The sequence below is a fragment of the Halobellus salinus genome (assembly GCF_014646875.1).
In the GTDB taxonomy this organism is placed as follows: Archaea; Halobacteriota; Halobacteria; order Halobacteriales; family Haloferacaceae; genus Haloquadratum; species Haloquadratum salinum.
In genome coordinates this window covers 22,416-45,512 of sequence record NZ_BMOC01000012.1, presented here as the reverse complement: position 1 = coordinate 45,512, position 23,097 = coordinate 22,416, and the positions used below count along the sequence as shown (strand labels likewise).

Annotated in this window: 18 protein-coding genes, 1 tRNA gene and 2 pseudogenes; 8 read left to right on the top strand and 13 right to left on the bottom strand. The window is 63.5% G+C overall.

All coding sequences use genetic code 11. The features are described 5' to 3' along the window. The first annotated feature begins 403 nt into the window (after positions 1-403). Positions 404-634, top strand: a complete 231-nt coding sequence (locus IEX72_RS10075; RefSeq protein WP_188787257.1) for a hypothetical protein — start codon at positions 404-406, stop codon at positions 632-634. On the opposite strand, the gene IEX72_RS10070 is transcribed toward IEX72_RS10075, so the two are convergent. Then, complete coding sequence (locus IEX72_RS10070) at positions 621-866, bottom strand: hypothetical protein (protein ID WP_188787256.1); 246 nt, start codon at positions 864-866, stop codon at positions 621-623. The two genes, IEX72_RS10075 and IEX72_RS10070, sit on opposite strands and share 14 nt — an antisense overlap. A gap of 83 nt (positions 867-949) precedes the next feature. Here IEX72_RS10070 and IEX72_RS10065 point away from each other — a divergent pair, with 83 nt between their 5' ends. Next, entirely contained in the window at positions 950-1,180 is a 231-nt protein-coding gene (locus tag IEX72_RS10065) for a DUF7860 family protein (protein ID WP_188787255.1), read from the top strand. Positions 1,181-1,226: 46 nt separating this feature from the next. Beyond that, positions 1,227-1,553: pseudogene (locus IEX72_RS10060) on the top strand (zinc ribbon domain-containing protein); the annotation flags it as partial. A gap of 77 nt (positions 1,554-1,630) precedes the next feature. On the opposite strand, the gene IEX72_RS10055 reads toward IEX72_RS10060, so the two are convergent. The 6 genes from IEX72_RS10055 to IEX72_RS10030 all read right to left on the bottom strand — a co-directional run bounded on the left by IEX72_RS10055 (position 1,631) and on the right by IEX72_RS10030 (position 6,469). After that, positions 1,631-1,703: transfer RNA gene (locus IEX72_RS10055), tRNA-Thr, on the bottom strand. 55 nt (positions 1,704-1,758) lie between these two features. Next, a complete protein-coding gene (locus tag IEX72_RS10050) occupies positions 1,759-2,742 on the bottom strand; it encodes a class I SAM-dependent methyltransferase (RefSeq protein ID WP_188787254.1) in 984 nt (327 codons plus the stop codon). 69 nt (positions 2,743-2,811) lie between these two features. Continuing rightward, on the bottom strand, positions 2,812-3,987 hold the full coding sequence (locus IEX72_RS10045) for an inorganic phosphate transporter (RefSeq protein ID WP_188787253.1): 1,176 nt from the start codon (positions 3,985-3,987) through the stop codon (positions 2,812-2,814). A gap of 67 nt (positions 3,988-4,054) precedes the next feature. Next, positions 4,055-4,864 carry a hypothetical protein gene (locus tag IEX72_RS10040; protein ID WP_188787252.1) on the bottom strand — a complete coding sequence of 270 codons (810 nt, stop codon included), beginning with the start codon at positions 4,862-4,864 and terminating at the stop codon, positions 4,055-4,057. A gap of 110 nt (positions 4,865-4,974) precedes the next feature. Continuing rightward, positions 4,975-5,361 carry a DUF7475 family protein gene (locus IEX72_RS10035; RefSeq protein WP_188787251.1) on the bottom strand — a complete coding sequence of 129 codons (387 nt, stop codon included), beginning with the start codon at positions 5,359-5,361 and terminating at the stop codon, positions 4,975-4,977. A gap of 238 nt (positions 5,362-5,599) precedes the next feature. Further along, positions 5,600-6,469 carry a hypothetical protein gene (locus IEX72_RS10030; protein WP_188787250.1) on the bottom strand — a complete coding sequence of 290 codons (870 nt, stop codon included), beginning with the start codon at positions 6,467-6,469 and terminating at the stop codon, positions 5,600-5,602. A 145-nt stretch (positions 6,470-6,614) separates the two neighbouring features. On the opposite strand from IEX72_RS10030, the gene IEX72_RS10025 reads away from it, so the two are divergent. Next, positions 6,615-7,166 carry a phosphatase PAP2 family protein gene (locus IEX72_RS10025; protein ID WP_188787249.1) on the top strand — a complete coding sequence of 184 codons (552 nt, stop codon included), beginning with the start codon at positions 6,615-6,617 and terminating at the stop codon, positions 7,164-7,166. A gap of 75 nt (positions 7,167-7,241) precedes the next feature. Beyond that, positions 7,242-7,703, top strand: coding sequence for a metal-dependent hydrolase (locus IEX72_RS10020; RefSeq protein WP_188787248.1), 462 nt, complete (start codon positions 7,242-7,244; stop codon positions 7,701-7,703). A gap of 73 nt (positions 7,704-7,776) precedes the next feature. On the opposite strand, the gene IEX72_RS10015 is transcribed toward IEX72_RS10020, so the two are convergent. From IEX72_RS10015 to IEX72_RS10005, 3 genes and pseudogenes are all read right to left on the bottom strand, one after another. Then, on the bottom strand, positions 7,777-8,844 hold the full coding sequence (locus tag IEX72_RS10015) for a phosphotransferase family protein (RefSeq protein ID WP_188787247.1): 1,068 nt from the start codon (positions 8,842-8,844) through the stop codon (positions 7,777-7,779). Continuing rightward, entirely contained in the window at positions 8,844-9,512 is a 669-nt protein-coding gene (locus IEX72_RS10010) for an HAD family hydrolase (protein ID WP_188787246.1), read from the bottom strand. Before IEX72_RS10010 ends, IEX72_RS10015 begins: the two co-directional genes overlap by 1 nt. 344 nt (positions 9,513-9,856) lie before the next feature. Beyond that, positions 9,857-10,468: pseudogene (locus IEX72_RS10005) on the bottom strand (ISH3 family transposase); the annotation flags it as partial. Positions 10,469-10,521: 53 nt separating this feature from the next. On the opposite strand from IEX72_RS10005, the gene IEX72_RS10000 reads away from it, so the two are divergent. Continuing rightward, on the top strand, positions 10,522-10,995 hold the full coding sequence (locus tag IEX72_RS10000) for a hypothetical protein (protein WP_188787245.1): 474 nt from the start codon (positions 10,522-10,524) through the stop codon (positions 10,993-10,995). A 75-nt stretch (positions 10,996-11,070) separates the two neighbouring features. Here IEX72_RS10000 and IEX72_RS09995 read toward each other — a convergent pair whose 3' ends face one another. Beyond that, entirely contained in the window at positions 11,071-11,223 is a 153-nt protein-coding gene (locus tag IEX72_RS09995; RefSeq protein ID WP_188787244.1) for a hypothetical protein, read from the bottom strand. A 130-nt stretch (positions 11,224-11,353) separates the two neighbouring features. On the opposite strand from IEX72_RS09995, the gene IEX72_RS09990 reads away from it, so the two are divergent. After that, on the top strand, positions 11,354-13,156 hold the full coding sequence (locus IEX72_RS09990) for a PH domain-containing protein (protein WP_188787243.1): 1,803 nt from the start codon (positions 11,354-11,356) through the stop codon (positions 13,154-13,156). A gap of 438 nt (positions 13,157-13,594) precedes the next feature. Here the strand turns inward: IEX72_RS09990 and IEX72_RS09985 are convergent, their stop codons facing one another. Continuing rightward, positions 13,595-13,909 carry a DUF7526 family protein gene (locus IEX72_RS09985; protein ID WP_188787242.1) on the bottom strand — a complete coding sequence of 105 codons (315 nt, stop codon included), beginning with the start codon at positions 13,907-13,909 and terminating at the stop codon, positions 13,595-13,597. A gap of 58 nt (positions 13,910-13,967) precedes the next feature. Between IEX72_RS09985 and IEX72_RS15370 the strand changes: the two genes are divergently transcribed. Further along, positions 13,968-14,096, top strand: a complete 129-nt coding sequence (locus tag IEX72_RS15370) for a hypothetical protein (RefSeq protein ID WP_268238884.1) — start codon at positions 13,968-13,970, stop codon at positions 14,094-14,096. Positions 14,097-14,549: 453 nt separating this feature from the next. On the opposite strand, the gene IEX72_RS09980 is transcribed toward IEX72_RS15370, so the two are convergent. Further along, positions 14,550-22,865, bottom strand: coding sequence for a DUF5797 family protein (locus tag IEX72_RS09980; protein WP_188787241.1), 8,316 nt, complete (start codon positions 22,863-22,865; stop codon positions 14,550-14,552). Positions 22,866-23,097: the final 232 nt, after the last annotated feature.

Here is a 23,097-nt window from a genome sequence, read left to right as displayed (position 1 = left end):
GGTTGTCGGTGTCTGTATAGCCGTGGCGCTTGCCGGTGTGGATGCTACGGACTCGGTGAGATGCCGTCCCCGAGCCACAGGGGGTGGCGGGCGGTGGGTCGCACGGCGACGACACGGAGTTCGACGGGGCCGCAGTGGCCGGGCCACAGCCCCACGAGGGAGACAACCGAGAGTTCCGCCGGTATGTCGCCGGCTCCCCCCGAGTGCAGAGTGGACCCGACGGGCGACGACCGCCCGAATCCGATTGCCGGATTCCCGCGTCTTCAGGCGCGGGCAGAGGGCAATGCACACCGGCGTTGATCGAGTTGGTGCGGGAACGCCTCCCGGGGCGGGGACGCCTTCGTCACGTCGTTCGAACGGCTCGGTTTCGGAACGCCGGGGCGAAATCCGCCGTGTTGAGGCGGTGGAAGACGGCAAGGCCGGTCAGGAAGACGGCGAGGCCGGTCAGGAAGACGGCAAGGCCGGTCAGGAAGACGGCGAGGCCGGTCAGGAAGACGGCAAGGCCGGTCAGGAAGACGGCGAGGCCGGTCAGGAAGACGGCAAGGCCGGTCAGGAAGACGGCAAGGCCGGTCAGGAAGACGGCGAGGCCGGTCAGGAAGACGGCAAGGCCGGCCAGGTTCTCACGCGTCGGTGAGAGTCACAAGCTTTGGTCGGAGCTTGTCAGTAAACAGGAGATACCCAAACAGGAGCGCCATACACCCCATCACCGCGAACCACCCCCCGAGCAGGGTCTCTCCGTCCAACGCCGTGAGGAGTGCAAACCGCTCTATGAAGACACCAATCACCGTCAGACCAACACTCCCGACACCGAAGAGGACAATCTCGACGAGCTCCGGCAGAAGTTCTAACAGAGGTGCTGAGTCCATACTGACACCCTGACAGACAACCTGAAGACTCCTTCGGTTCGGCAGTCGAAAAGATATTATCCAACCGGAATCCAACCACCAGTATGGCCGGACGATACGGCGATATAGATTACGCCAAACTCACCAAAACGAGCGTATTGCTCGGAGTATCGCTGGTAATGGGCGGATTCTTGGGGGACGTGGCGCTCGGCGTGTCAACAGTCCACGCCCCCGGGTGGATTGATACGGTTCTCGTCGATGCGGAGTTCCTCGGCATCCTCGTGGTGTTACTTGCGGTGTTCATCTTCGGCATACTGCTCCCACTCACGGAGTAGGGCACCAACACCCCGGCCACTCGTGGGAGTACGTCACTGTCGACGACCATCGCACTCGTCTGACTATTCGAGCGCTTGTGTCCGTCGGCGAGTCCAACCGTTCACCCACAGCGACAATCGGTCTGGTGAAGCGTTCTGTTGTCAGAAGTGCGGGTACGAGAACCACGCTGACGACAACGCTTCGAAGAACATCGGTCTGCAGTATCTCCGTCGTCCCTAGAAATCACAGATTTCGGGTGTGCGGACGAGACGCGGAGCATCTCGTCAACGTCGGCAAAACGCAAACAACGGAGGCGCACCCGTAGATGTGCGCTTGAATCGCGGGACGCTGAACGTGAGCGGCGAATATTCGCCTCCCACTGTTAGTGGGTAGAACGGGAGTCCACGCGAAAGCCTCGGGGCTTGACCCCGAGGCAGTTTACGGTCATTCGAGAGGCGAAGCCGAACGAAAGCCGGCGGAGGGATTTGAACCCTCGGCCTATTCCTTACGAAGGAATCGCTCTGCCAGCTGAGCTACGCCGGCGCGATGGTAAGGCAGCATACGACGGTACTCCGATGAGCTAAAAAAGGCTTCCGAATCACCGTGCCGTGAGCCGAACGTCGAGGCAGACGTTCTCCTCGTGTGGCGCGTACGATCGGACCACCCGCTCGGTCTCGACTGCGACCTCGTAACCGGGCTCGGCGGCCTCGCGGATCGCCCGTGTTCCGGGGCCGAACGGGTCGTCCTCGTGTTGGATGTCGTAGTAGTGGACCACACACTCCGCGCCGGCGAGTTCGACTGCGGTGTCGAGAAACTCCCCCGCAGTGTGTGGGAGGTTCATCACCAGCCGGTCGGCCCACCCCGCGTAGTCGGTGACGAGCTCGCGCACGCCGCCCTCGATTGCAGTCACGCGGTTGTCGACGCCGTTTCGTCGGGCGTTCTCCCGGAGGTACGCCACGGCGACGGGGTTGAGGTCGCACGCCACGACGTCGGCGCCGCGGGCGGCCATCGGGACCGCGAACGGCCCCACACCGGCGAACATGTCCAGCGCGCACTCATCGTTGTTCACCTGCTCGACAACCCGGTGGCGCTCGGTCGCCAACCGCGGCGAGAAGTACACCTCGGCGATGTCGACCCCGAACTCGTGGCCGTACTCCCGGTGGACGGTCTCGGTCGACTCCCCGACAAGCACGTCCCACTCCCGGACCCGGAGTTCGCCCGAGACCTTCGAGGCACGGTTCACTACCGTGGTGGCGCGGAGGTCGGATGCGACGATCGCGTCCGCGACTTGCCGGGCGCGCTCGGGGTCGTCCTCGTCAAGGACGACGATGTCGCCCAGGCGTTCGTAGGACGGATCGACCCCGAGGACGTCCGCGGGCGTGGTCTGGGTCTCCCGCGCGGGGACATCCCTGTCGACGACTTCGTAGCCCGCCGGCACTGCCCCTCGGTCGGTCACGGGGACGTAGAGGCTCCCCTCCGACGCCGTGATCTCGTAGCGGCGGTCGAGCAGGTCACGGGCCGCAAGCGCCTGGCGGGTCTCCTCGCCACGCTCGGTCGGGACGCGGACACAGGGCACCGGCATACCGGGAGGTCGCGACCGGTCGGAGTAAGCGTGGCGCTTCCGCGCCGTCGGTCGTGGAGCGGGCGCTGCTCACCACACGAACCGGAAGAGTCCCCAGAACGTGACGTACGCGCCGCTGGTCGCCAACACAGGCACGAGGTTCTGCATCAGAATGACCCGGCCGGTCGTTGCGGGGTCAAACAGGTCCGACGCGCTGGGGATGTCCTCCGGGTCCTCCTCGCCCAGTCTCGGCGCTGCCTCCCCGGCTTCTTCGGCGGCCAGGGCGCCGACCGACACTGTCGCGTCGTCGCCGCCCCGAAGGCCGTCCGAGAGCGTCGCCGTCCGGGTGGCCCGTCCCCACCCAAGCCCCACGATCGCCATCGTGGCGATGATCACGAACGACGCCGGAATCCCGATCGCCGACAGTCCGATCACGATCGCCGACGACACGAGGGCGACAACGATCGCCGCGGTCAGCGGGAGGTCGGTGAGGTCGTTGCCGAGGGTGTCGAGCGTCCGCCGGGCGATCGTGAGCGAACCCAGCGCGACAGCACCCGACCCAACCAGGATCAGGAAGTTGAGGTCCACGCCCGCGCCGAAAAGCGGCGCGACCGCGTTTGCGATGTTTGACGTCCCCGACGAGAAGGCCATGAGACAGCTGATCGACACCAACGTGAGCGTCCCGACGAACTCCCGCCACGAGGTGTTCGGCCCTGTGCGCGGCACCGGAATGAACCCGGACCGGTCCAGTTCGACGAGCGACCCCTCGCTGCTGGTGATCGCCACCCACTCGTTGATGGTGGGGTAGACGTACCGCCCGATCATCACCGACACCCAGAATCCCACGAGCGGTGCCACAACCCACCACACCGCGATCTCACCCATCACCGCGAAGTTCAGCTCCCCCGCAGCGAGCGCGAGTCCGGCGATCGCCCCGACCGCCGTCATCGAGGTTGAGGCGGGAACGCCCGCGTAGTTGCCGACAAAGAGCGCCCCGCCGATGAAGAACAGCACCACGATGCTCGTCTCGACGGTGAACACGCCGGGACTCGTCACTAGTTCGCTTCCGAGGGTGTCCACGACCCGCCGGCCGATAGTCCACGCGCCGAGAAAGAAAAACACCGACATCAGGACGCCCGCGAGGAGTTTCGAGACGACCCCCGCACCCACCGCCGGGCCGAACGCCGGCCCGGTGTTCGACCCGCCGATGTTGAAGCCGACGAACAGTGCGACCGCGAGGCCAATCAGGATCAGACTATCGAGCATCGTCACCGCCCCGGGTTTCGCCGCGGCCTGTGACCGCACCGGACCGCTCCGCGAGTGGTGTGCAGCGTCATTTGTGCTCCGACTCTGCCCCCTCGGACGCCGCCTCCTCGGCGAGTTCCGCTTCGATCTCCTCGCGGCTCGGCCGGCGTTCGATCCGGTCGTTTACCTCCTCCAACTGCTCGATGATCGACCCCACCTCGTCGGAGAGCACCCCTTCGACGTTCTCGGCGATCTCCTTGGACATCGTCTCTTCGACGTTCTCCGTGACTCGCTCTTCGACGTCGTCTGTGACCTTCTCGGCGACCTTCTCTTCGACGTCGTTTGTGACTCGCTCTTCGACGTTCTCCGTGACTCGCTCTTCGACGTTCTCCGTGACTCGCTCTTCGACGTCGTCTGTGACCTTCTCGGCGACCTTTTCTTCGACGTCGTCTGTGACCTTCTCGGCGACCTTTTCTTCGACGTCGTCTGTGACCTGCTTTGCGACTTCCTCCCCGACACCCTCGGTGACCTGCTGGGTGACCTTTTCGCCGACGTCTCTCGTCACCTGTTGTGTCACCTTCTCCTCGACGTCTTCGGTGACCTGCTCTGTGATGTGGGCTTCGACGCTGTCGGAGAAATCCTTCGAGACCTGTTCGCCGACGGTCTCTGTTACCTCCTCGGTGATCGTCTCCTCAACCTGCTCGGCGACCTCCGTGGTCATCCATTCAGGATCGAACCGCGACATCTTCCACCCCACGTGGATCGCATAGGAGATCAACGCACCCAACCCGAACGCGATCCCGACGGCGGTCCCGACGGTGAGGATCAGCACGATCGAAAGAAACAGCAGAACGCCGTAGGCGATGTCGACGGCGAAGTCGATCTGATTAGGTTTCATCTACTCACTACTACAACGGGTGGGGTCTTTTGTCCGTTGAATGGCGCTTCCGTCGCCGGGTGTCGGGGGCGCACACACCGCCCGCGGCGGTCACCGGGTGGCCCGCGCGATCAGTCCTGGCGGAGCAGCGCGATCAGGACGACGATCAGGAGCACCTGCGCGGCTTTATCGACCCACCCGAACGTGCCGACGTCGGCGGGGAACGACCTCGCCCCGGCCGCGAAGTTGACGCCGTACCAGATCACAATCTGCCCCGCGGTGAAAGGGACCCCGAGGCCGTAGAGCAGCCGCCGCCGGTAGTTCGCCAGGATTGCGGCGCTGGCGACGAGGAATACCACACCCGCAAACAGGAACGAGAGCCCAAGCGAACTCGGCGCGAACCTGACGCCCAGCAGGAGGTGAATCACGCCAGTAATCGCGGCCAGGAGGATCCCGACGTAGTGCAGCGGGGTGAGCGTCTGGAGGTCAAACAGTCCGGAGTCGGTCGCGGTACTCATATGTGATGATTGAACTCCAAAATCATAAGTGGCCCGTCGGGATCGGACACACTGACCGACACCGCCCGTGGTCGGAGCCGACCCCGTCGGTCGGAGAACCGACAGGATATAGTAGCGTTTGCAACTGATTGCTCGGGAGATCGCACGACTGCGTGCGATCAAGTGAGTACAGACTTGCAGACACCACTATATTCACAGAGAACAAGCCGGATGCCACGGGGCTTGACCCCGAGGCGGTTCACCTCGGCACCCCCGATGCATCCGTCTCTCCGATAGCATACTCGGACTCCCCGCGCGACTCCACGCCCTCGTCGCCGTGCTCTGCGTCGTCAGCGCCCTCGCAGCGGGTGTGATCGCAATCGAGTACGTCGACCGGGTCAGCCCCCACAGGCTGGCTGTCGCGGACATCGGAGGAGACCCAGTCTTCGTGGTCAACACTCGGACGGGCGCACGGACCCACGGGTGGGCCGCACAGTCGGCGTCCGAGCTTGACTCCGGCGAGCCACTCCCCCGCGATTGGACCCACCTCAACGGCGTTGAGCACCCGCGCGACGGCCGGTACGTGGTGAGCCTCCGGAACCAGAACTCGGTCGTCTTCGCGGGGCCGGGATCGGGCGGCAACCCTACGTGGACGCCCGGCGTCGACTCCCAGAACGACCGGATCGTGGAGTCCCGCCGCCGGAACGGGTCGTGGGCGCGGACTCGGACCGACGGCGAGATGGCGTGGCCCCGCGACGCCGACCGACTCCCGCACGGCCACACCCTCGTCGGCGACACCAACAGCGGCCGGGTGCTCGAAATCGACACCGACGGCGACGTGGTCTGGAGGATCGACGGCGTCGGCGTCTACGACGTCGAACGGATCGGGGTGGACGCCACCCGGAACGACACGCCACCCGCCGACGAGTCGAGGCTCGAAACCCGGTCGTCGCGTGGGGCCGCAACCGAGGGCGGGGGTGAGTCGACCGGAACCCCTCTCTCCGGGCTCGTTCCGTCGGTGGTTCGGAACGCCGCCGGGTTCGTCGCGCCGCTGTGGCTGTCGACGGTCGGCCGGGCCGCCACCGTGACTACTGCGGTGTCGACCGCGCTGGCGGTCGCGGTCGGCCACCGGGGTTCCGGTACCGGGCGCCGGGAGCAAAAGCGTAAACCTCGCGTGGCCCCTCGCTCGGGTCGACTCCGATGCACCGACACTCACTCACACCGGTCCGGTCGGGTCGGCGCCCGGCGGACCCACCGGCACGCCGCCCGAACCGATGAACAGCGCGGTAGCCGACCTCCTCGCGTGGATTCTCTCGGTCGACACCGCCGTCGCGGAGCTGCTCGTGGCGATCAGACACCCGATACTGACGAAGTTCATGACATCCGTCACCGGGCTGGGGTCGGCGGCGGCGGCGGCGGTGTTCCTCGGGATCTTCTACCTCGCGGGGTGGCGGCGCGAACTCGCGGTCGGTGCCGTCGCGCTGGGACTCACGGGCGTGGTGGTCCCGGCGTTGATGTCTCTCGTCCAGCGGCCGTTCCCAGCGGAGCCGGTGTGTCAGACCTCGGGGTCCGGGCTCGCCCCCCACTCGTTTCCCTCCGGCCACGCCGCAGCGGTGACGATACTCGCTTTGATCTCCCGCGGATCCGACCACCTGCCGTTCCGGATCGCGACGGCGCTCGCCGCGACGGTCGCGGTCTCGCGGATGTACCTCGGAACGCACTACCTCAGCGACACGCTGTTCGGCGTGGCGCTCGGGACCGCGGCGTTCGCGGTGGGGCGGTCGCTTGGGCCGCGGCTCCGTGATCGACTCCCCGACGTGGAGTAGGGGCCCCGTCGGCCCTCTCTGGGGGGCTCGCGCCACCGGCGGTGCACACAAGTACCGCACGGGCCTACGCAACCTATGCTCTTCGCGACCCACCTCCTGGCCGCCGGCCTCCTCGCCCGCCGGTTCCGGGCCTCGGTCGCGTGGGCCGTCGTCGGTGCGGCGCTCCCGGACCTCGTCGACAAGCCACTGGCGTCGCTCGGGATCGTCGACCTGTTCCACTCGGTGGGTCACAGCGCACTCCTCGCAGTCGTCGTGGTCCCGGCCGCGCTCCTCGGGAGAGCCGGGGTGGCGGCGGCGGTCGGGTGGGCTTCCCACCTCCTCTTCGATGCCGTTCACGTGGTCCTCAACGGCCGTGCGGGCGGCGCGCTGTTCCTCGTGTGGCCGCTCGCGATCCCGCTGGATCCGCTCGCGATCCCGCCGGGAGCGTTCTTCGTCTACTACCTCTGGTCGCCCTCCTTCTTCGTCGAGGTCGCGATCTGGACGGGTGCCGCGGCGTTCGCCGTCCGGGCGTGGCGTGACCGGGCCGAGGCGGCGTGACCGGGTCGAGGCGGCGTGACCGGGCCGAGGCGGCGTGACCGGGCCGAGGCGGCGTGACCGGCGTGGACGGGGGTCAGACCAGCGCCTCGAGCGTCCGGCGGTGGAACCGCACCGCCTCCTCCCGGGAGACCGGTGGATACCCGGGGTTGGTGACCACACCGCGGGAGTCGACGGCGGTACTCGCGACCGCGGCGATCCGATGAACGGGTCGGACGGCCGGATACTCCCGGACCGACTCATAGCCCGCGCGGACCGCCTCGCGGAGCCGTCCCGCCGCGTCGCGTCCAACGTACCAGTCGGCGACCAGGTACTCGGTTTTTGCGACCGACACCGCCGGGCCGGCCGCGAGCGGCCCTTCCCAGTCGAGGACGCCGGTGATGCGGCCGTCCGCGATCAGCGCGTTTCCCGGCCGGAGATCCCACGGGAACAACCGCGGAACCGCCCCGGGTTCCACACTCCGGTCGTCGAGCACCGCTGCTGCGTCGGCGCGGACCGCATCGAACTCCGACGGCAACCGCGCGAGACTCGCCCGACCGAACGCCGCGAGCCACGCACCCCACTCCGTCGCGGCACTGTCGTCACCACCGACACTGTCGTCCGTACACTCGCTCTCGCTGCCGCCCACACGCCTACTGCCGCCGACCGCACCCGCGTCGCCCCCGCCCGCAACCCCGGCCGCCGGATCGACAGACCTGTCGACCACGAGTTCGCCCCCTGCAACCGACAGCGGGCCGTACGCGTCGAACCGAAACGCGTCGTGGACTTCGGCGAGATACCGACCGAACGACCGGGCGACCCCGCGCTGATCCGCCGGGTCAAGCCCCGTGAACGACACGTGGAGGTCGTCGCCGCGGATGCGGTGTGTCGCGAGCCACCCCTCGCCTCCGACGCTGCCGCTACCGAGGGGAGTCGGCACTGGCACCGACGTCCGGTCGCCGATCGCGTTGAGGAGGGCGGCCTCGACGCGGGTGGTTTCGGGATCGGGCGATCGTTGGATCACGCCGGCGTCGGCGTCGGCGTCGGCGAATCGGACGACCGCTGTCCGACGGCGGTTGCCGACGTCGACGGATTCGACACTGTCGATTACGGCACCCGGCCGCACCCGTTCGGCGATCCGATCCACGGAGCGCTGTTCCCCCATTACTCCGCGAGCACGTCCGTGAGATCGATCAGCGAGTCGAGCACGTAGTCCGGATCATACCCTCCGTTGTCGTCGTCCTGCCGGAGCCACGCGGCCCCGAGGCCGGCGTTGTGGGCGCCCGCGACGTCGTACGCCAGCGAGTCGCCGACGTAGAGCGTGCGGTCGGCCGCGACTTCGAGGTCCGTCAGGATCGCCTCGAATGGGTCAACGTGGGGCTTCCGGCGGGGGAGATCGCCGGCGTACACGATCGCGTCGACCGTCGGCTCGAGTCCGAGCGCTTCGATCTTGACTCGCTGGCGTCGTTCGGGGCCGTTTGTGAGGATCCCGATCGGTCCCAGCGCGCGGGCGGCGTCGAGGGCCCGCTCAGCGCCGGGGAGGAGCTCCACCTCGGCGTTGTCGATCTCGTCCAAGAGAGCCGCGGCGACCGCGATCGGATCGACGTCGGAGCGGCCGTGGCGGGCGGCGACACGGGCGAACCCCGCGCCGAGATACCCAGTCCGGTCCCCGGGGTCGGGCGGGCCGTCGAGGGCGGCCCACAGTTTTTCGGGCGCACCGAAGGGGTCGGCGCCGACCCGGTCGAACGCCCGACGGTACGCGGCGTCGACGTCACCGGTTCGCCGGCAGAGCGTGTTGTCCAGATCGAACACCACCGAATCGAAGGTCATCACCTCGGGTACGGCCCGGAGACACTAAACAGCACACACTGGGGTCGCTGGGGCACCGACGAGGTACTCTCACGAGCGGTCGGCAGAGACCGGCTCAACCGTCGAGTCGGTCGTTGAGTTCGTTGGCCTGGGTGATCGCGTCGATGACCTTGTTCGCTAGACCCAGTCGATCACATCGACAGCCGCGTAATCTTGTCTGATGGCGATGACTCAGATCGAACTGGTCGTGGAGCGTCTTCGAAGCGCTGGTGAGCGTGACCTTCGGGATGGACCGTCGCTGTCGGCGGCAGATTGCCGCCGACGCGACAGTGTCGCCACTCACGACGGCTGTCCAGACCGGTGGACAGCTACCGGAAGAACCGGTCGTTGAGTGGTTGGTTCGCTGGAACAGCCCTGCGCACACCGAGCGCTGTCCAGGCTGCCCGCAGCACCATCTCACAGAACTCCGTGAACGACCAGTTCCAGAGGCGGCGCCCCCCGCGGCGGGGCGCCGCCACGTACTTCCAATGGAGATACCGCCAGCTGTTCTGGAGCAGCAGACTCACGACAAACATCACCAGCCGCAAGCCAGCATCCTGAGAACTGGTGAACGCGAGGCTCTGCTTGGCTAATCGGTAGCTCGACTCGATGCCGAAGCGTTTGCTGTAGTGCTCTCGTGCATCCCGTGGCGTATCAATGAACGGCGCGTCAGCGGCGTAGCCGTGACGCGCCACCCCGTGTTCATCGTATCGTCCCTGCTGGTAGACGCAGTCGATGAACACGGGGAACGTCACCTCGCCGGCGAGATCGTGTTCGATCTTGCGGCTCCAGCCTGTGTTGAGTTCCTCTTGGATCGTCTCGCCCCACTTGACGATCGGCATCACGTAGGCGTAGTTGTGCGCGTACAGCAGTCCGAGACAGGTGCTGTTGTAGAACCCGCGATCAAGGTAGACGGCCTTGACGCCGAGGGTCGGGCTGTCGCTGCTGGCCGCCGCGGGCGGGAACTCTTGTGGATGCGGGCCCTCGGTGTGGTATGGATCTCGATCGGTTCGCGTCGGACCGGCCCGCCGACACAGCCCCAGCCGACGCGCGCGTCTGTGTGGTCGCGGCCCGGCCCGATACCTTCCAGCGGTGTCGGCGGGGGTTGTACCCCGCCCCGCGGTCGTACGACCGCACCCGCGAGGCGTTCGAGTACATGGCGTTCTACCGGACCGCCCCGGTGTCGGCGGTGACGCATTACGCCCCGATTGAGGGCCGAACCGAACAGGCTCGGGGCGACGCCGGACCGATGGCCGAATCGGATTGGGCCGAAACCATCGACCCCTTCACCGACGAACGGGTCGTGGTCGCGTTCGAGCTCGGCGAGTTGGTCCCGCTCGCGACGCCGGTCGGGAACGACCGCAACGGGGTTCGTGGCGCGTGGTACTGCGGCGTCGGTGACCTCCGGGCGGCGTCGACAGTGTCGGCACTATCCCAGCGATCACGCAAGTCAGTGAGCCACGACTGAGTCGTGGGCTTCCGCCTTGCACCTGTGGGCCAGCGCGCTCGAGCCGGGCGGCTGTGCCCTCACGCGGCTGTCGTGTCAGATCTTCCGACCATCCCGGTCGGTGGCGACTCCGATCAGATACACTGTCACGACGACGCCGACGAGCAGAACCTCGGTGAGGAGCCCGCCGTAGTCCGGGACGGCTCCGTCGCCCGCGCCGCCTGCTCCGGACGGATCGACTTGGTCCATAACAGTGTGATTCGATCCTCCCGGATTTAAATTCATATACTCGAGCCTCCTGGCGTTTTTATCCACGGGCCTCGAGGCCGCCCTTCCGGCTCCGCATCCTATAGGTACCGTGGATCCCAAGCCCAATCCGATGGGTACCCAATCTCCCCCTGACGACGGTCCCGAACAGGTCCCTCCGACCGACACCCCCGGCCCGGACCGGGACACCCTCGTGTTCGTGGGCGTCCGGACCCTCGTGCTCGTCGCGGTGGTCGCCGTGGGCTACCTCACGCGGCCGATCTGGCACGGGCTGGTCTACTCAGCGATATATTCGCCCACCGGGCTCCTGGTGGTCGGCGGCGGCAGCCTCGCCGCCGTCGCCCTCCTGTATCTCCCGCCCGACCGGCTCCGGTCCGGCGGTCCCGGCTCGGGTGGCTCCGGCGGCCTCGGCGTGACGTCGGACGGCCCCGATCCGATCGGGGAGTTGACGCAGGCAAGCGACGGCACCGCGGCGGCGAAGGTCCGGCTGCTGGCCGTGGTCGTGGGCCTCCTGATCGCGGTCTCCTTCCTGATCGGCGGGATCAGCGGCACGCTCGAACAGCGCACCCTGGCGCAGGAGACAATGGCCGACGCGACCGAGGTTGAGGAGTTCCCCGAAGCCAACCCCGAGAACCCGCGGGTCGTCCCGCGCCGGGTCTCGGAGGTGACGACCCGGGGTGAGGTCTCCTACCGGCAACACCGACTGGGGGCGAGCGACATCGCCAGACGCGAGGACGGGTCGCTGGCGTGGTCGTACCCGATCGAACCCGACGGGTTCCGGAACACGCTCTTGGAGAACCAGCGCGGGGTGTTGCTCTCGGACATGACCCGGATCGACGACCGCCGGACCGAGACGTACGATGATACGGACTTCACCCACGGCGAGGGCATGTTCCTCCACCGGTCGGCGGACTGGCAGCTCAAAAAGACCGACTACCTCGCGCGGTACAACGACGACGCTGTCGAGTTCACTCACGACGGAACGCCGTATATGTACTACCCGAAGACCGGTCACGAGTGGCGGCTGGCGCCGTTCCCACACACGGTTCCGGTGTGGGACGGCGGTGCCCTCGTCACCCCCGACGGCGAGATCCGTCACCTGACTCCCGAGGAGGCGCAGGCGAACGACATCCTTGACGGTCAGCGGCTCTATCCGGTCTCGCTCACCCGTGTTGAGATGGGGTCGCTGGGGTACCGCAACGGGATTGTGAACCAACTGCCAGTGGTGGGCGCCCACAGGGGAGAAGTCGAACTCGCGACGCTTCCAGACGGCGCCGATAACAGACAGCCGTTCATTATCGATCTGGCTGGCGAACGGCTGTCGTACGTGACCGCGATGGAGCCGTACGGCATCGACAGCCGCGGGCTCGACGAGGTGTGGTTCGCCGACGCCGAAACCGGCGAGTACACTTTCTTCGGCACCGACCGCGAGACGCTCACTGGCCCGGAACGCGCTATGGGGATCGCCCGGTCGGAGGACTCACAGACCAACTGGGGGCGGAACTTCGTGGTGACCGAACCCGTGCCCACGATCGTCGACGAGAACCTCTGGTGGCATATCAAGGTCTCTCCTGTCGACTTCACTGACGTTACCCGAAACGTGTTCGTGAACGCCGACTCCGGGAGTGCTGTCGCGGTCCAGACCGACGACGAGACCCGGGCGTTCATCCGCGGGGATATCAACGAGTCGAAGACGGGCGGTGGCCAAGCCGACGAGAACGCGTCCGACGACCGAACGGACAGCGACGTCATCTATTCCATCGTCATCACCAACGAAAGCGGCGACGTGGTCGAGCGGATCCCGGTGCGGTCTGGCCAAGATACGTCGATCGTGCCGCCCGATGACGACCGCGTGACTGTCGTCAACGGGACGGCGAACGCGACCGCGGCAAACGAGACGACTGCGACCGCCTGAACGCGCCGGCTGGCGGCTCCTCGACCCGACACCCAGCAGCGCTCCCCGGCCTGTCGTCGCCGCGATTCCGGCCGGCTGTGATCGCACTACGCCGATGGCCCCAATCTCGACACGCCCATCCGCGGCCGAGGCACTCCCCTTGAACACGCCCCGAGTGGGGTACGGCTCCGGTGCCACCTCGGTGTCGCCGGCGTCCAGCCGGGGGACTCGTCGGCGTCGACGGGAAGCGGGAGGACGCTTGTGCCGTCCGCAGGCGACGCGTCGGCTCCCGCGGCGTCCCGACCACACGTTCTCGGGGCGTAGTCGGTGTGTGGTCGACGGTGTCGCCGACGACCGAACCCGCGTCGGGAGCGGTCAGTTGCCCACGCTCACACCGGCGGCCGGGAGTAGAGACCTCCGTTTCACCCCCGGCCTGGGATCACCGGCCTTGACTGGCGGTCACGAGGGGTCGACGGTCACCGGGGCGGCTGCGGTGTACACGCCCGCAAGCTCCGTCTCCGCGATCGTCGTCGTGACTTCGTCGCCCTCCGCAACCGGTTCCGCGTCCAGGTCGGCGACAACTGTCACTGGCTCGATCGGATCCCGGCGGAGCAGCGCCCACAGGAGTTCCAGAAGCGAGGGGGCGCCGCCGCGGCGACACACCAGGATGGACCGCGAGGCGGCCAGATCCTCCATCGCAGGCTCAAGCTCGTGGTCTGCTGTCTCCTCGGGTGGAATGACACTGATCACCTCGCCGCGGAAGCGCTCGGGCATTTCGGTATCGGTTGATCGGTGCGCTACCGGCTAAAACACCCGGGCCGACACGCGGGTCGTGTTCCAGGACGATCTCGATCGGCTTTTGAACCTCTACGAAAGTGGGGAACGCAAAACAGAGGAGTACGAGCTGCTGCACTCCCACGTTCTCGTTGACATCCTCTTCGCCCTGAAGGGAGGGTTTTAGGATTGCATCTTTCATAACGTTCCATCGACAGTAGCCTCTCGAAGAGCATCGGACGAGAGTACAGGTCCTGACTCGTTGCAGGAAGCGGTCCAATTTGATTTGGGGTGTTAATCGCTCGGGTTGAGTCGACTACTGGTCTTCCTGTCACCGGAAAAGTACTTTCGACAACCTCTTGATCCCGTCTGCGTGAGAAGATTGGGTGGGAGTTCGAGAGTGTCCGGGGGTCCTCGCAGAACACCGCGGCAAGCGAGGGGAATCGAAGCGATGGGCAGCGCTGTCCTGAGCGCGAGTCTGCCCTGACCTCGCACCTGCACCGGGCTACGGTCCGGATTGTGGGGCAGCGTTGTGAGAGTACGCCCGTCAGTGAATCGCCTCGGGGTCAACCCCCGAGGCACTCGCCTTGCTAGTGGAGAGTGCGAGGCCCAAACCCCGCTGTTTAATCCGGGGGGAATGTCAACTGTAGATCCGGTTGAGGAGCTTCCCGTCAAGTTCTCCGTCGGGCTGGAGGGTGAGTTTCTCGTCCTCGTTGATGTCGATTGCACCGATGCGATTGAGGATGTCGATTGCGTCTCTCACTCGCTTTTCGATCCGGTTCCCGCGTCGTTGGTAGCCGATGAGTCGGGTGGTTTCCAGTATCGCGTCGTCTCGAGTCATTCGACCCCCTTCTTTGAGGAGTACTGCGACCGCTTTCGCAATCTCTTCTTTCGGGAGCTCGTCGATTGATCTCGTCGCCGATTCGGTGTTTACTCGAACTGTGAAATCGAGGTCGCTTCGCTTCGGCCACAGGAACTCCCCGTCCTGGTAGATTTTGTTCTGATCCGTGAGCGTGTCTACGCCGCTTTTGAACGCTCGCTTGACCCTCTTTCCGGCGCGTGATTGAGACCACACACCCAGGTACGTTTGGATCGCAGTATCGTACTTGATCGGTCCGTGCTGTCTGACTGTGTCGTAGACTGCGTTGCGGTTTGCTGTACTCTGTCCGCGCTTATCAACCGAGTACCGATCGTTCCACGCTAATGACGGGGCAACGAACTCTGTTAGCGCCTCGTGGTCGAACTTTGATCTGCTCGGGACCGCGTCCGGCTCGTGAGTCGGGACATCCGCTGTTTCGCTCGTGGACGCTGCGTCCCCATCAAGGAGTGAATCCACTTTGTCGTTGATTGCTTGGACCTGGGCTTTTCGATTCGAGGCCCAGTCCGGTGACCAGATGCGGTGGATTGTCCAGCCCAGGTCTTCGAGGACTGCTTGCCGTGTGCGGTCTCGGTCGCGGGCTGTTTTCGAGGAGTGGTAGGCAGCGCCGTCGCATTCGACGCCGAGAATGAATTTCCCGGGTCGGTCGGGGTGTTTGATCGCGAGGTCGATGCTGTATCCGGCGCTGTCGAGTTGTGAAACTACGTCGTGCCCGTCCGATTCAAGCGCGTCGTAGACGGCTTCTTCGAATTGGGAGTCGAAATCGAGCGTGTCGGTGACCTGGTCGTTCCGGGCCAGTGCCTGTTCGCCTTTGCGGGCGTATTCGAGGTAGTTTTTGAAGTGTTGTGCGCCGGTGCTGTTGGATCCGGAGAGGTCGATGTCGCCGGGGAGCATCGAGCACACCACGGCGATGTGCTCTCTCGCCCGTGTGACGGCGACGTTGAGTCGTCGTTCACCGCCGCTTTTGTTCAGGGGGCCGAAGTTCGTCGAGATCGTGCCGTCTTGGGCGGGGCCGTAGCCGACGCTGAAAATCATCCGGTCGCGTTCGTCGCCTTGGACCATTTCGAGGTTCTTGATGAAGAACTCGTCAAGCACGTCGTCTTGACTGACGAACGCGTCCAGGACGTGATTCTCCTCGCGGCGCTCGGCGAGGGCGTCACGGATCGCTTGTTCTTGCGCGCTGCTGAACGCAACGACACCGAGACTCTTGTCGCTGCGGTCTTCGGCGTGGTCTTCGATCAGGTCGATAACGCGCTGGGCCTCGATTTCGTTCTGCCGTGACCCACCGCGGTCGTAGATGCCGTCTTCGACGTATTCGAGGTCCACGCCGGTTTCGACATCGGGGTTGTTCTCCGGGAACGTCCGGAGACTGTTGGTGTAGTAGTGATGATTCGAGAATTGAATGAGTTCGTCAGTGCGGCTGCGGTAGTGCCAGCGGAGGTTTTTCTCGGGGAGCACCGACGCGGTCTCTTCGAGGATGCTGTCGAGGTCTTCTCTGACATCTTCTGTGGTTTCGACATCGGACTGGAAGAACGACGTCGGCGGGAGCTGCTTCGTGTCACCGGCGATGATCGCTTGGTCGGCCCGGATGAGGCTACTCACCGCGTCTTGCGGCATAATCTGTGATGCCTCGTCGAACACGACGGCATCGAACTGGATCGAGTCGGCTTTGAGGTACTGCGCGACCGACAGCGGACTCATCATGAAACACGGCGTCAGTTGCGTGATGAACGACCCGGCTTCGTCGAACAGTTCACGGAGCGGTTTGTGTCGGCGTTGTTTCTCTGCTTCTCGACGGACAAGCACCTGCTCGGAACTGGATGCGTGTTCCAGATTCAACGACGGGCGGCGCTTGGTGACTTCGTGTTGGATCTGTACTTTGGCGAGTTCCTGCTGTTCCTGATCTAACCGGCGGAAGTCCTCGACGTACCGTTCCATTGCGTCAGCGTTGAACGAGCCCAGGTCGGTTTGTTCGTAGACGCTGTTGAGCCATTTCGTGTAGAACCGTTTCTCGAAGGCAGCCACGAGGCGGTCGTGACTGTAGCCACCGCGGAGGAACCGCTCGATGTAGTCCGCACAGATCGTGTCACGGACGGTATCGAGTTGGGCTTCGAATTGGACGCGGCGCTGTAAGGCCGGGACTTCCTCGCGGAGTTCTTGCAGGGTGTCCGCTAGGTCGGGGAGGGGGGCTTGTCGGAACGGTGTGTTATTGACGCGGATTTGGTCGACAGCCATAGCGTCGCGGAAGAATGCGGCTGCGTCGTCGTACTCCGAGAGTGCGTCTTGCACTCGGTCTATCAACTGGTCGACGGGCGGCAGTGTATTGTCGATCAGTGCGTCGGTGATCGGGTCTGTGTAGGTGGTGTCGTAGTCGTCGAGGTCGGCGACCCAGTCTTGTGCTTGCGTCAGGGTGTCCCAGTTCGTATCGCCGCCTTGGTACAGCGGTCCAAGGCGCTGAATGACGCCGCGGAAGTCGTCTCGCCGATCCTCAATACGCTGGATTTCGGCGAGCTTGCGTGTGTCTTCGAGTAGCTGGTCGTGGCCGGGATCGTAGCCGTCGTGAGCGTGATTCGTTATTTTTCGCTTGAGGGACCGGTAACTCGGCTTGAGAAGCTTCAATAGCCCGTAGGCGGCGAGGTCACTGTTGAGCTCCCCGCCGTTAGCCGAAAAGAAGCTCCGCTGATACCGCTCCGAGAGCTCGGCGATGAGCGAGTCACGCTCCCGTTCAAGCTCCGCGAGTTCGTCGAACCGGCCGCCTTCCCGTCCGAACGAGCCGTCGAAGAAGGCGTCTTGCCACGCGACATCCGGCCGCTTCGAGACGTGCTGTAGCAGTTGCCGGAACTCACTGAGCTCCGCGAACGACGCCGGGTGAATGCCCAGCCCGGACGCGACCTCGTCCGAAACCGTTTGCAGTGTCTCGATGGTTTCGAGTTGCTGGTCGAGTGAGTCACGCATCGAGTCGCCGGTGTCGACGCCCCACTGCCGGAGCGTTGTGTGCCGCCACGGGCTCGTATCGTACGTGTCGAGTACGTCATCAAAGCGCGCCAACGTCTCCAACTCGTCAACGGCGGTTTCCAGCGTGTCCTGTCCGATCTGGTGTGGGTCTGTGATGCCGATATCGATCCGTGGGGCGTCCGCGTGGGTGCTCACGATCCCGAACGCTTGGTACGCTGTCAGATCCCACCCAGTCGGGGAGAAGAACACGTGCCGGCCGTACTGGTTGATCATGTCTCGCCGCTCGCGGAGTTTCTGCAGTCGCTTGGGGCGGTCAGTTGCAGGCTTGATCTGTGGCGCTTTCAGTTCGGTTTCGAGGCTTCCGAGCACGTCCGAGTTGGTCGCCTTTTCCCCGTGGACCTCGAGACAGAACCGTCCAAGCCCAACGTCATCGAGCCGGTTTTTCACCACGTCGAGCGCAGCCTGCTTTTCGCTCACGAACAAGACCCGTTCGCCAGCACCGAGCTTTTCGGCGATGACATTCGCAATCGTCTGGCTCTTGCCCGTCCCAGGTGGGCCCTGGAGTACGAAGCTTTTCCCACGCTTCGCCGCCTCGATTGCCTCTTGTTGACTGGAGTCGGCATCGAGAACCTGGTAGGTGTCGATCGGATCGACGACACCATCGAGTTCGGATGCTGTCGGCGTTGTAATATCGCCTTCAGCAGCCTGTATCGGCTCCATATTGCCGTTGAGTGCCTGGATGATCTGACTACTCTTGATTGCGGATCTGTTGCGTTCCAGGTCCGTGTAGAGACTGAATTTGGTGAAGTCGAAAATTCCCAGAACCACGTCCGGTTGGATTGTCCACCGGTCGAAGCCACGCAACGTTTCGTACACCGTCTCAAAGCCAGCATCAATCGCTGTCAGCGAGAGCACGGAGTCTGCTGGAAGGCTGATGTCCCGTTCGGCAGCCAGTTTCTTGCGCAGCGCGGGGTTCAACCGCAGGCCTTCAGCTTTTGTCTTAAGAACGTAATCGTGTTTCTCGCCATCCTGAATGGTCTGCGCTTCCAGCTCGACGGGCGCGAGGAACAGTGGGGAGCGATTTGCCTCGTCGCTGTAATCGACGCTATACCACCGCAGCATCCCAAATGACAGGTACAGCGAATCAACACCGCGCTCCCGGAGGTATTGTTTGTTTTTGAGTTCGATCTGAGACAGCGAGTTCGCTGCTTCGTCTGGTGACCGGGTCGGCAAGAGTTCGTTCGCCGCGAGTTCCGGTTCGTCTTCCGTTCCGTCTGTTGGTTGTTTTCGCAGATGGAGTTCTTCGTTGCCGTTGAGTTCGGCAGCGATGGTGGTCGGGTTTGTCTCTTCGAACGGGAGGGACTTGCTCTTCGTCGGTTTGAACGAGACGAGCTTGTTCCGTCGGGTGAGATCGAGTAACTGGGATTTCCACTCGTCGATTTTGCGATCCAGCTCATCACCGTTCGCAGTAGACGAGTCTTCAACCGATTCGTCATCTTCGAGCTCGGTTATTGTCTCGACGTTTCGATCCCAGAAGATGGTCTGTTCGACCGTGTCGTCGCCGGTGTCAGTACCGGACGCTGCGTCTTCGTCGTGCCGATCTTGGTCTGAGGTAGGCTCGTCGGGTTCGGGGGATACGGTCGTTTCAGACGAATTGTCGTCCTCGCTGGTGGTGGACGGTGGTTGTGATCCGGACTGCTCGCCAGCTGGGTCGGGTTCTGGGGGGAACTCTTGGAGAAGTGCTGAAGCCTCGTTGAACTCTTCCTCTGAAGCGACGGCAAGTGGAAGTGGAGTACCGGAGTCCGGTGTGACTGGGAGGAAGACGCGTTCGTCGGGGTTGATGACTTGCTGTTCGATAAGCACCGCGGCATCGTCGCCGCTCAGTTGCTCGGCTTGAACAGTCTGGTACTGCGTTACGGTTTCGCCGTTACCGAAGGCTTCGCGGTACGCCGACATCGTGTGGGGATTGCGAGATCCCTGCTGTTCGCCGTAATTCGGGCTGTCTTCAGTCGGCCCGCTGCCGAATACGATGTCGTTGACCTTGGATCGCCACTGGTTCATCGGGCGGTCGCTACCGGCGCGATACGCGGTCTGTTCGGATTCGATGAGGCGTTCGAGAAGGGTGGCAAAGGTTCGGAAGAGTTCGTAGTATTCGGCGAGTTCGTTCGGTGCAACCGAGGAACCGTCTGCTTGGTCGGTCGTTGCGTCCTCACGTTCGTCCAGTTGGTCGACACCCGCCGTTCGCCGTGCCTCGCCGATCGAGTCGAAGTAATTGTAGACGACAGTCGAACTGAACGGCGCATGCTCGTTGATATCGTTTACTGACGGGGATGTATCGAGGGTTGCGGCGACCTCACGAAGACCAGCAAGAACGTCATCACGGGTGTACTTGCTTTGTTGTTGGCCGTGCGGTTCGAATCCCGCTTCTCGGACTGCAGCAGACCACGACCCGAAAGCGGCCTCAAACTGGCTAACAGGATATGCCCCCCTATTCGTCATCTCAACCTTTGTCGGCACGTCTCCGAGAGTTGACTGGAGATGCCGGATCTCATCGAGAAGCTCGCCGTCCGTCGGTTGCTCCTGATCTGAATCGGTCTCGATTTCGAGATCCAATTTCGTCTGCGTGCTGTCCTCACCAGTTTGATGATCGCGACTAACGAGCGCTTCAGCCTCGTCACTGGCCCAGATCAGACTCTCTGCGTCACGGAAGTGATACTCCGCAAGTTCGGAATTCAAATACTCGTGAACGTCACTGCCAGACGACAGCTCCCATCGATGCTGGAGCGTTGCGTTCTTCGCCGGTTGGAGGCGAACGAGATCGTCGATCCGCTCCTGCTTTGTCGCGGTTAACGTGTCCGCATCATCCGTCACAGAACCCGGTGTGTCTTCCTCGGCCTCAGTAGAGTCTGTCGGGTCTTCTGAGTCATCCACGTCCGTTTCGTCGTCGAGTTCCTCGCTGTGCTCCCACGCGTACTCTTCCCACTCCCCCAAAATCGTCTCCAGATCCCCCGGGTTGCTCTGTACAGCGTTGTGGAGGGCAGTGAGATCGGCTTGACTGATGCTCTCTTTGTTCCAGTCGTAGCCGCCATCCGCGTCGAGTGAGTCGATGAACCGTGCTCCCTCACCCAGGAGTGCCTCGACAACGTCGGCGTCCAGCGATGTTGCGGTCGCAAATCCGGGGAGCTTGTTGAAACGCCGGCCAAGAGAGCAGAATCCTGCTGCCTGCTCGATTAGTTGCTTGCCATCTTCCCGCGGAACTGCTGCAGCTTCTGTCGGGGGGACACCGACGACGTTGTAGAACATCGCGTGTTTTGGCGTGTCGGCTGGGTTCCGTAGCACACGCCCGATGCGCTGTACGAGTTCCTGATTGACGCCGCCGGTAGCCATGTTGACCGCTACCGATGCGTGCTGCATGTCGACACCTTCGCCGAGCAGGTCACCGGTTCCGATGAGAATCCCAGCCCCTTCCGACTCGTCGAATTCGTCGATTGTTTCACGCTGGTCCTTTTGACTCTGTGACCCCGAAACCAAGTGCACGGCCGAGGGGGTTGCGACTACGTTGTTGAGACGGGATTCCAGTTCCTCGACTTGGGCGTTGCTGTCTGCGAGAACAACGACCTTCTCCGTCGTGTAGTGTTCGGTGACGAGGTCTACAACGGCGTCCAGCACCGGCGAGAGATTCCACTGTTTTGTTCGCCGCGAGAACAACCGAGTGACTAGCTCCCGGAAGTCATCGTCCTGTTGCTTGAGTGTGTTTCCTTCCTTCGTGTGAGAGAACCGGCGGATGTCCTCGTACGTCTCGAGTCGGCGATCCGTATCGAGGGACAGGTCGCCTTGTTTGAGGCGCTCGCGGAAGTCACGGAACGACTGTTCAGCACGCCTTGCGGTTTTCTTCAAGTCGTCACCGACGACATCGTAGGGTGCATAGTGGACTTCCCAGTCGAACGACGGAATGACGCCGTGCTCCCGTGCCTTCGTGATGGTGTAGCGTTTGATCTGCGGTCCGATACTGTTCGTGAGGCGGTCTTTGATCTGGTCGCTGTCGCTACCAGCGTCATCAACGGACCCGGACATCGCCAAGATATCGCCACCGAACTCCTCAAGAAGTGAGCCCCACTCACTCCCGGTTGCGTAGTGGTGGGCCTCGTCAAGCAACACCAAGTCGTACGCGACGCGGTCTTCATTGATGAGTGACTGCGGGGTTCGGAAATGAACCGTCCCCCACTCGAGTGTGATGTCGTCGCTACCGGTGGTTCGCTCTTGAGGGATGTTGAGGTGTCTTTCGAACTCCCGCCGCCACTGTTCGAGTATTAACTCACTATGTGCGACAATGAGCACGTCGCCACTCCCGCTCGAATCAGTGGTGTTGACCAGCCCACCGATAGACTGGTCGTCCGGGTGTAACTCGCCATAGCTGAGTGCAACTGCGCCGAGTCCGAGAACAGTTTTTCCGGTGGCCGTTGCCATATCGACGTAGCCTCGGTGATCGTGCTCCCACCACTTTTGTAGCGCATCGCGCTGGTGGTTCCACAGGGGCGTCATCATTTGGGGCTTGTCCAACAGTGCCAACAGTCCCTCTGACGCGCTGTCTTCGAATTCGCGCAACAGTAGATCGACGTTCGACGCGACCGCCTCGTTGCTGAACAACTGTGTCGTGATGTCGGAGACGGTAGCACCTGATAGGTCGAATGAGACGTTCAAATCCTTTCCGACGTGTCTTGCGAGGAGCTTCTCGATGACGGCTTCAGTTGCTTTCTCGACATCATCGATGCCGAGATCAGTCGTCGAAATATCGTGACTGAGTTCGTTGAGTTGGTACGCGAGGCGGCCGAGTTTCTCGTCGCTGACCTTTTGTTCCAGAACTGACGGGAGGTCGGCATAGCGGCCGGCAGTTTTCTTCAACCCACGCCGGTAGTAGGTCCCTAACTCCTGCCGGAAATCGTCTTTTGAGAGAGCGAGGTCACTGATTTGGATACCGGAGCAGATGTCCTTCGCAGTTTCGTCGATATACGGCGCCCACTCCGTTTTGGGACGCTTGATGAGGAATTCATCGTAGTAGTTTTCACCCGCTGACTGGATCCCTAGCGCACGGTCATCCGCGATATTATCAATATTGCGTCCCATAGTGGAATGTGAGAGAGTGTCTTACGATATGTTACTTGACAACCAGTAATGTAGGTTTCGCTGATACGGATACGAGCGGATACCCCGTCTGCCGATGGGGGTCAAGCGGACATGTGGCCCGGTTGTCGGTGCCTGTATACCCGTGGTGCTTGCCGGTGTGGATGCTACGGACTCGGTGAGATGTCCCCGAACCACAGGGGGTGGCGAACCCGCGGCGGGTCGCACCGCGATG

Excerpts from the sequence above, each read along its gene's own strand:
- IEX72_RS10070 (WP_188787256.1), bottom strand. The coding sequence starts at position 866 with ATGGACTCAGCACCTCTGTTAGAACTTCTGCCGGAGCTCGTCGAGATT.
- IEX72_RS10065 (WP_188787255.1), top strand. The coding sequence starts at position 950 with ATGGCCGGACGATACGGCGATATAGATTACGCCAAACTCACCAAAACG.
- IEX72_RS10050 (WP_188787254.1), bottom strand. The coding sequence starts at position 2,742 with ATGCCGGTGCCCTGTGTCCGCGTCCCGACCGAGCGTGGCGAGGAGACC.
- IEX72_RS10045 (WP_188787253.1), bottom strand. The coding sequence starts at position 3,987 with ATGCTCGATAGTCTGATCCTGATTGGCCTCGCGGTCGCACTGTTCGTC.
- IEX72_RS10040 (WP_188787252.1), bottom strand. The coding sequence starts at position 4,864 with ATGAAACCTAATCAGATCGACTTCGCCGTCGACATCGCCTACGGCGTT.
- IEX72_RS10035 (WP_188787251.1), bottom strand. The coding sequence starts at position 5,361 with ATGAGTACCGCGACCGACTCCGGACTGTTTGACCTCCAGACGCTCACC.
- IEX72_RS10025 (WP_188787249.1), top strand. The coding sequence starts at position 6,615 with ATGAACAGCGCGGTAGCCGACCTCCTCGCGTGGATTCTCTCGGTCGAC.
- IEX72_RS10020 (WP_188787248.1), top strand. The coding sequence starts at position 7,242 with ATGCTCTTCGCGACCCACCTCCTGGCCGCCGGCCTCCTCGCCCGCCGG.
- IEX72_RS10015 (WP_188787247.1), bottom strand. The coding sequence starts at position 8,844 with ATGGGGGAACAGCGCTCCGTGGATCGGATCGCCGAACGGGTGCGGCCG.
- IEX72_RS10000 (WP_188787245.1), top strand. The coding sequence starts at position 10,522 with ATGGATCTCGATCGGTTCGCGTCGGACCGGCCCGCCGACACAGCCCCA.
- IEX72_RS09995 (WP_188787244.1), bottom strand. The coding sequence starts at position 11,223 with ATGGACCAAGTCGATCCGTCCGGAGCAGGCGGCGCGGGCGACGGAGCC.
- IEX72_RS09990 (WP_188787243.1), top strand. The coding sequence starts at position 11,354 with ATGGGTACCCAATCTCCCCCTGACGACGGTCCCGAACAGGTCCCTCCG.
- IEX72_RS09985 (WP_188787242.1), bottom strand. The coding sequence starts at position 13,909 with ATGCCCGAGCGCTTCCGCGGCGAGGTGATCAGTGTCATTCCACCCGAG.
- IEX72_RS09980 (WP_188787241.1), bottom strand. The coding sequence starts at position 22,865 with ATGGGACGCAATATTGATAATATCGCGGATGACCGTGCGCTAGGGATC.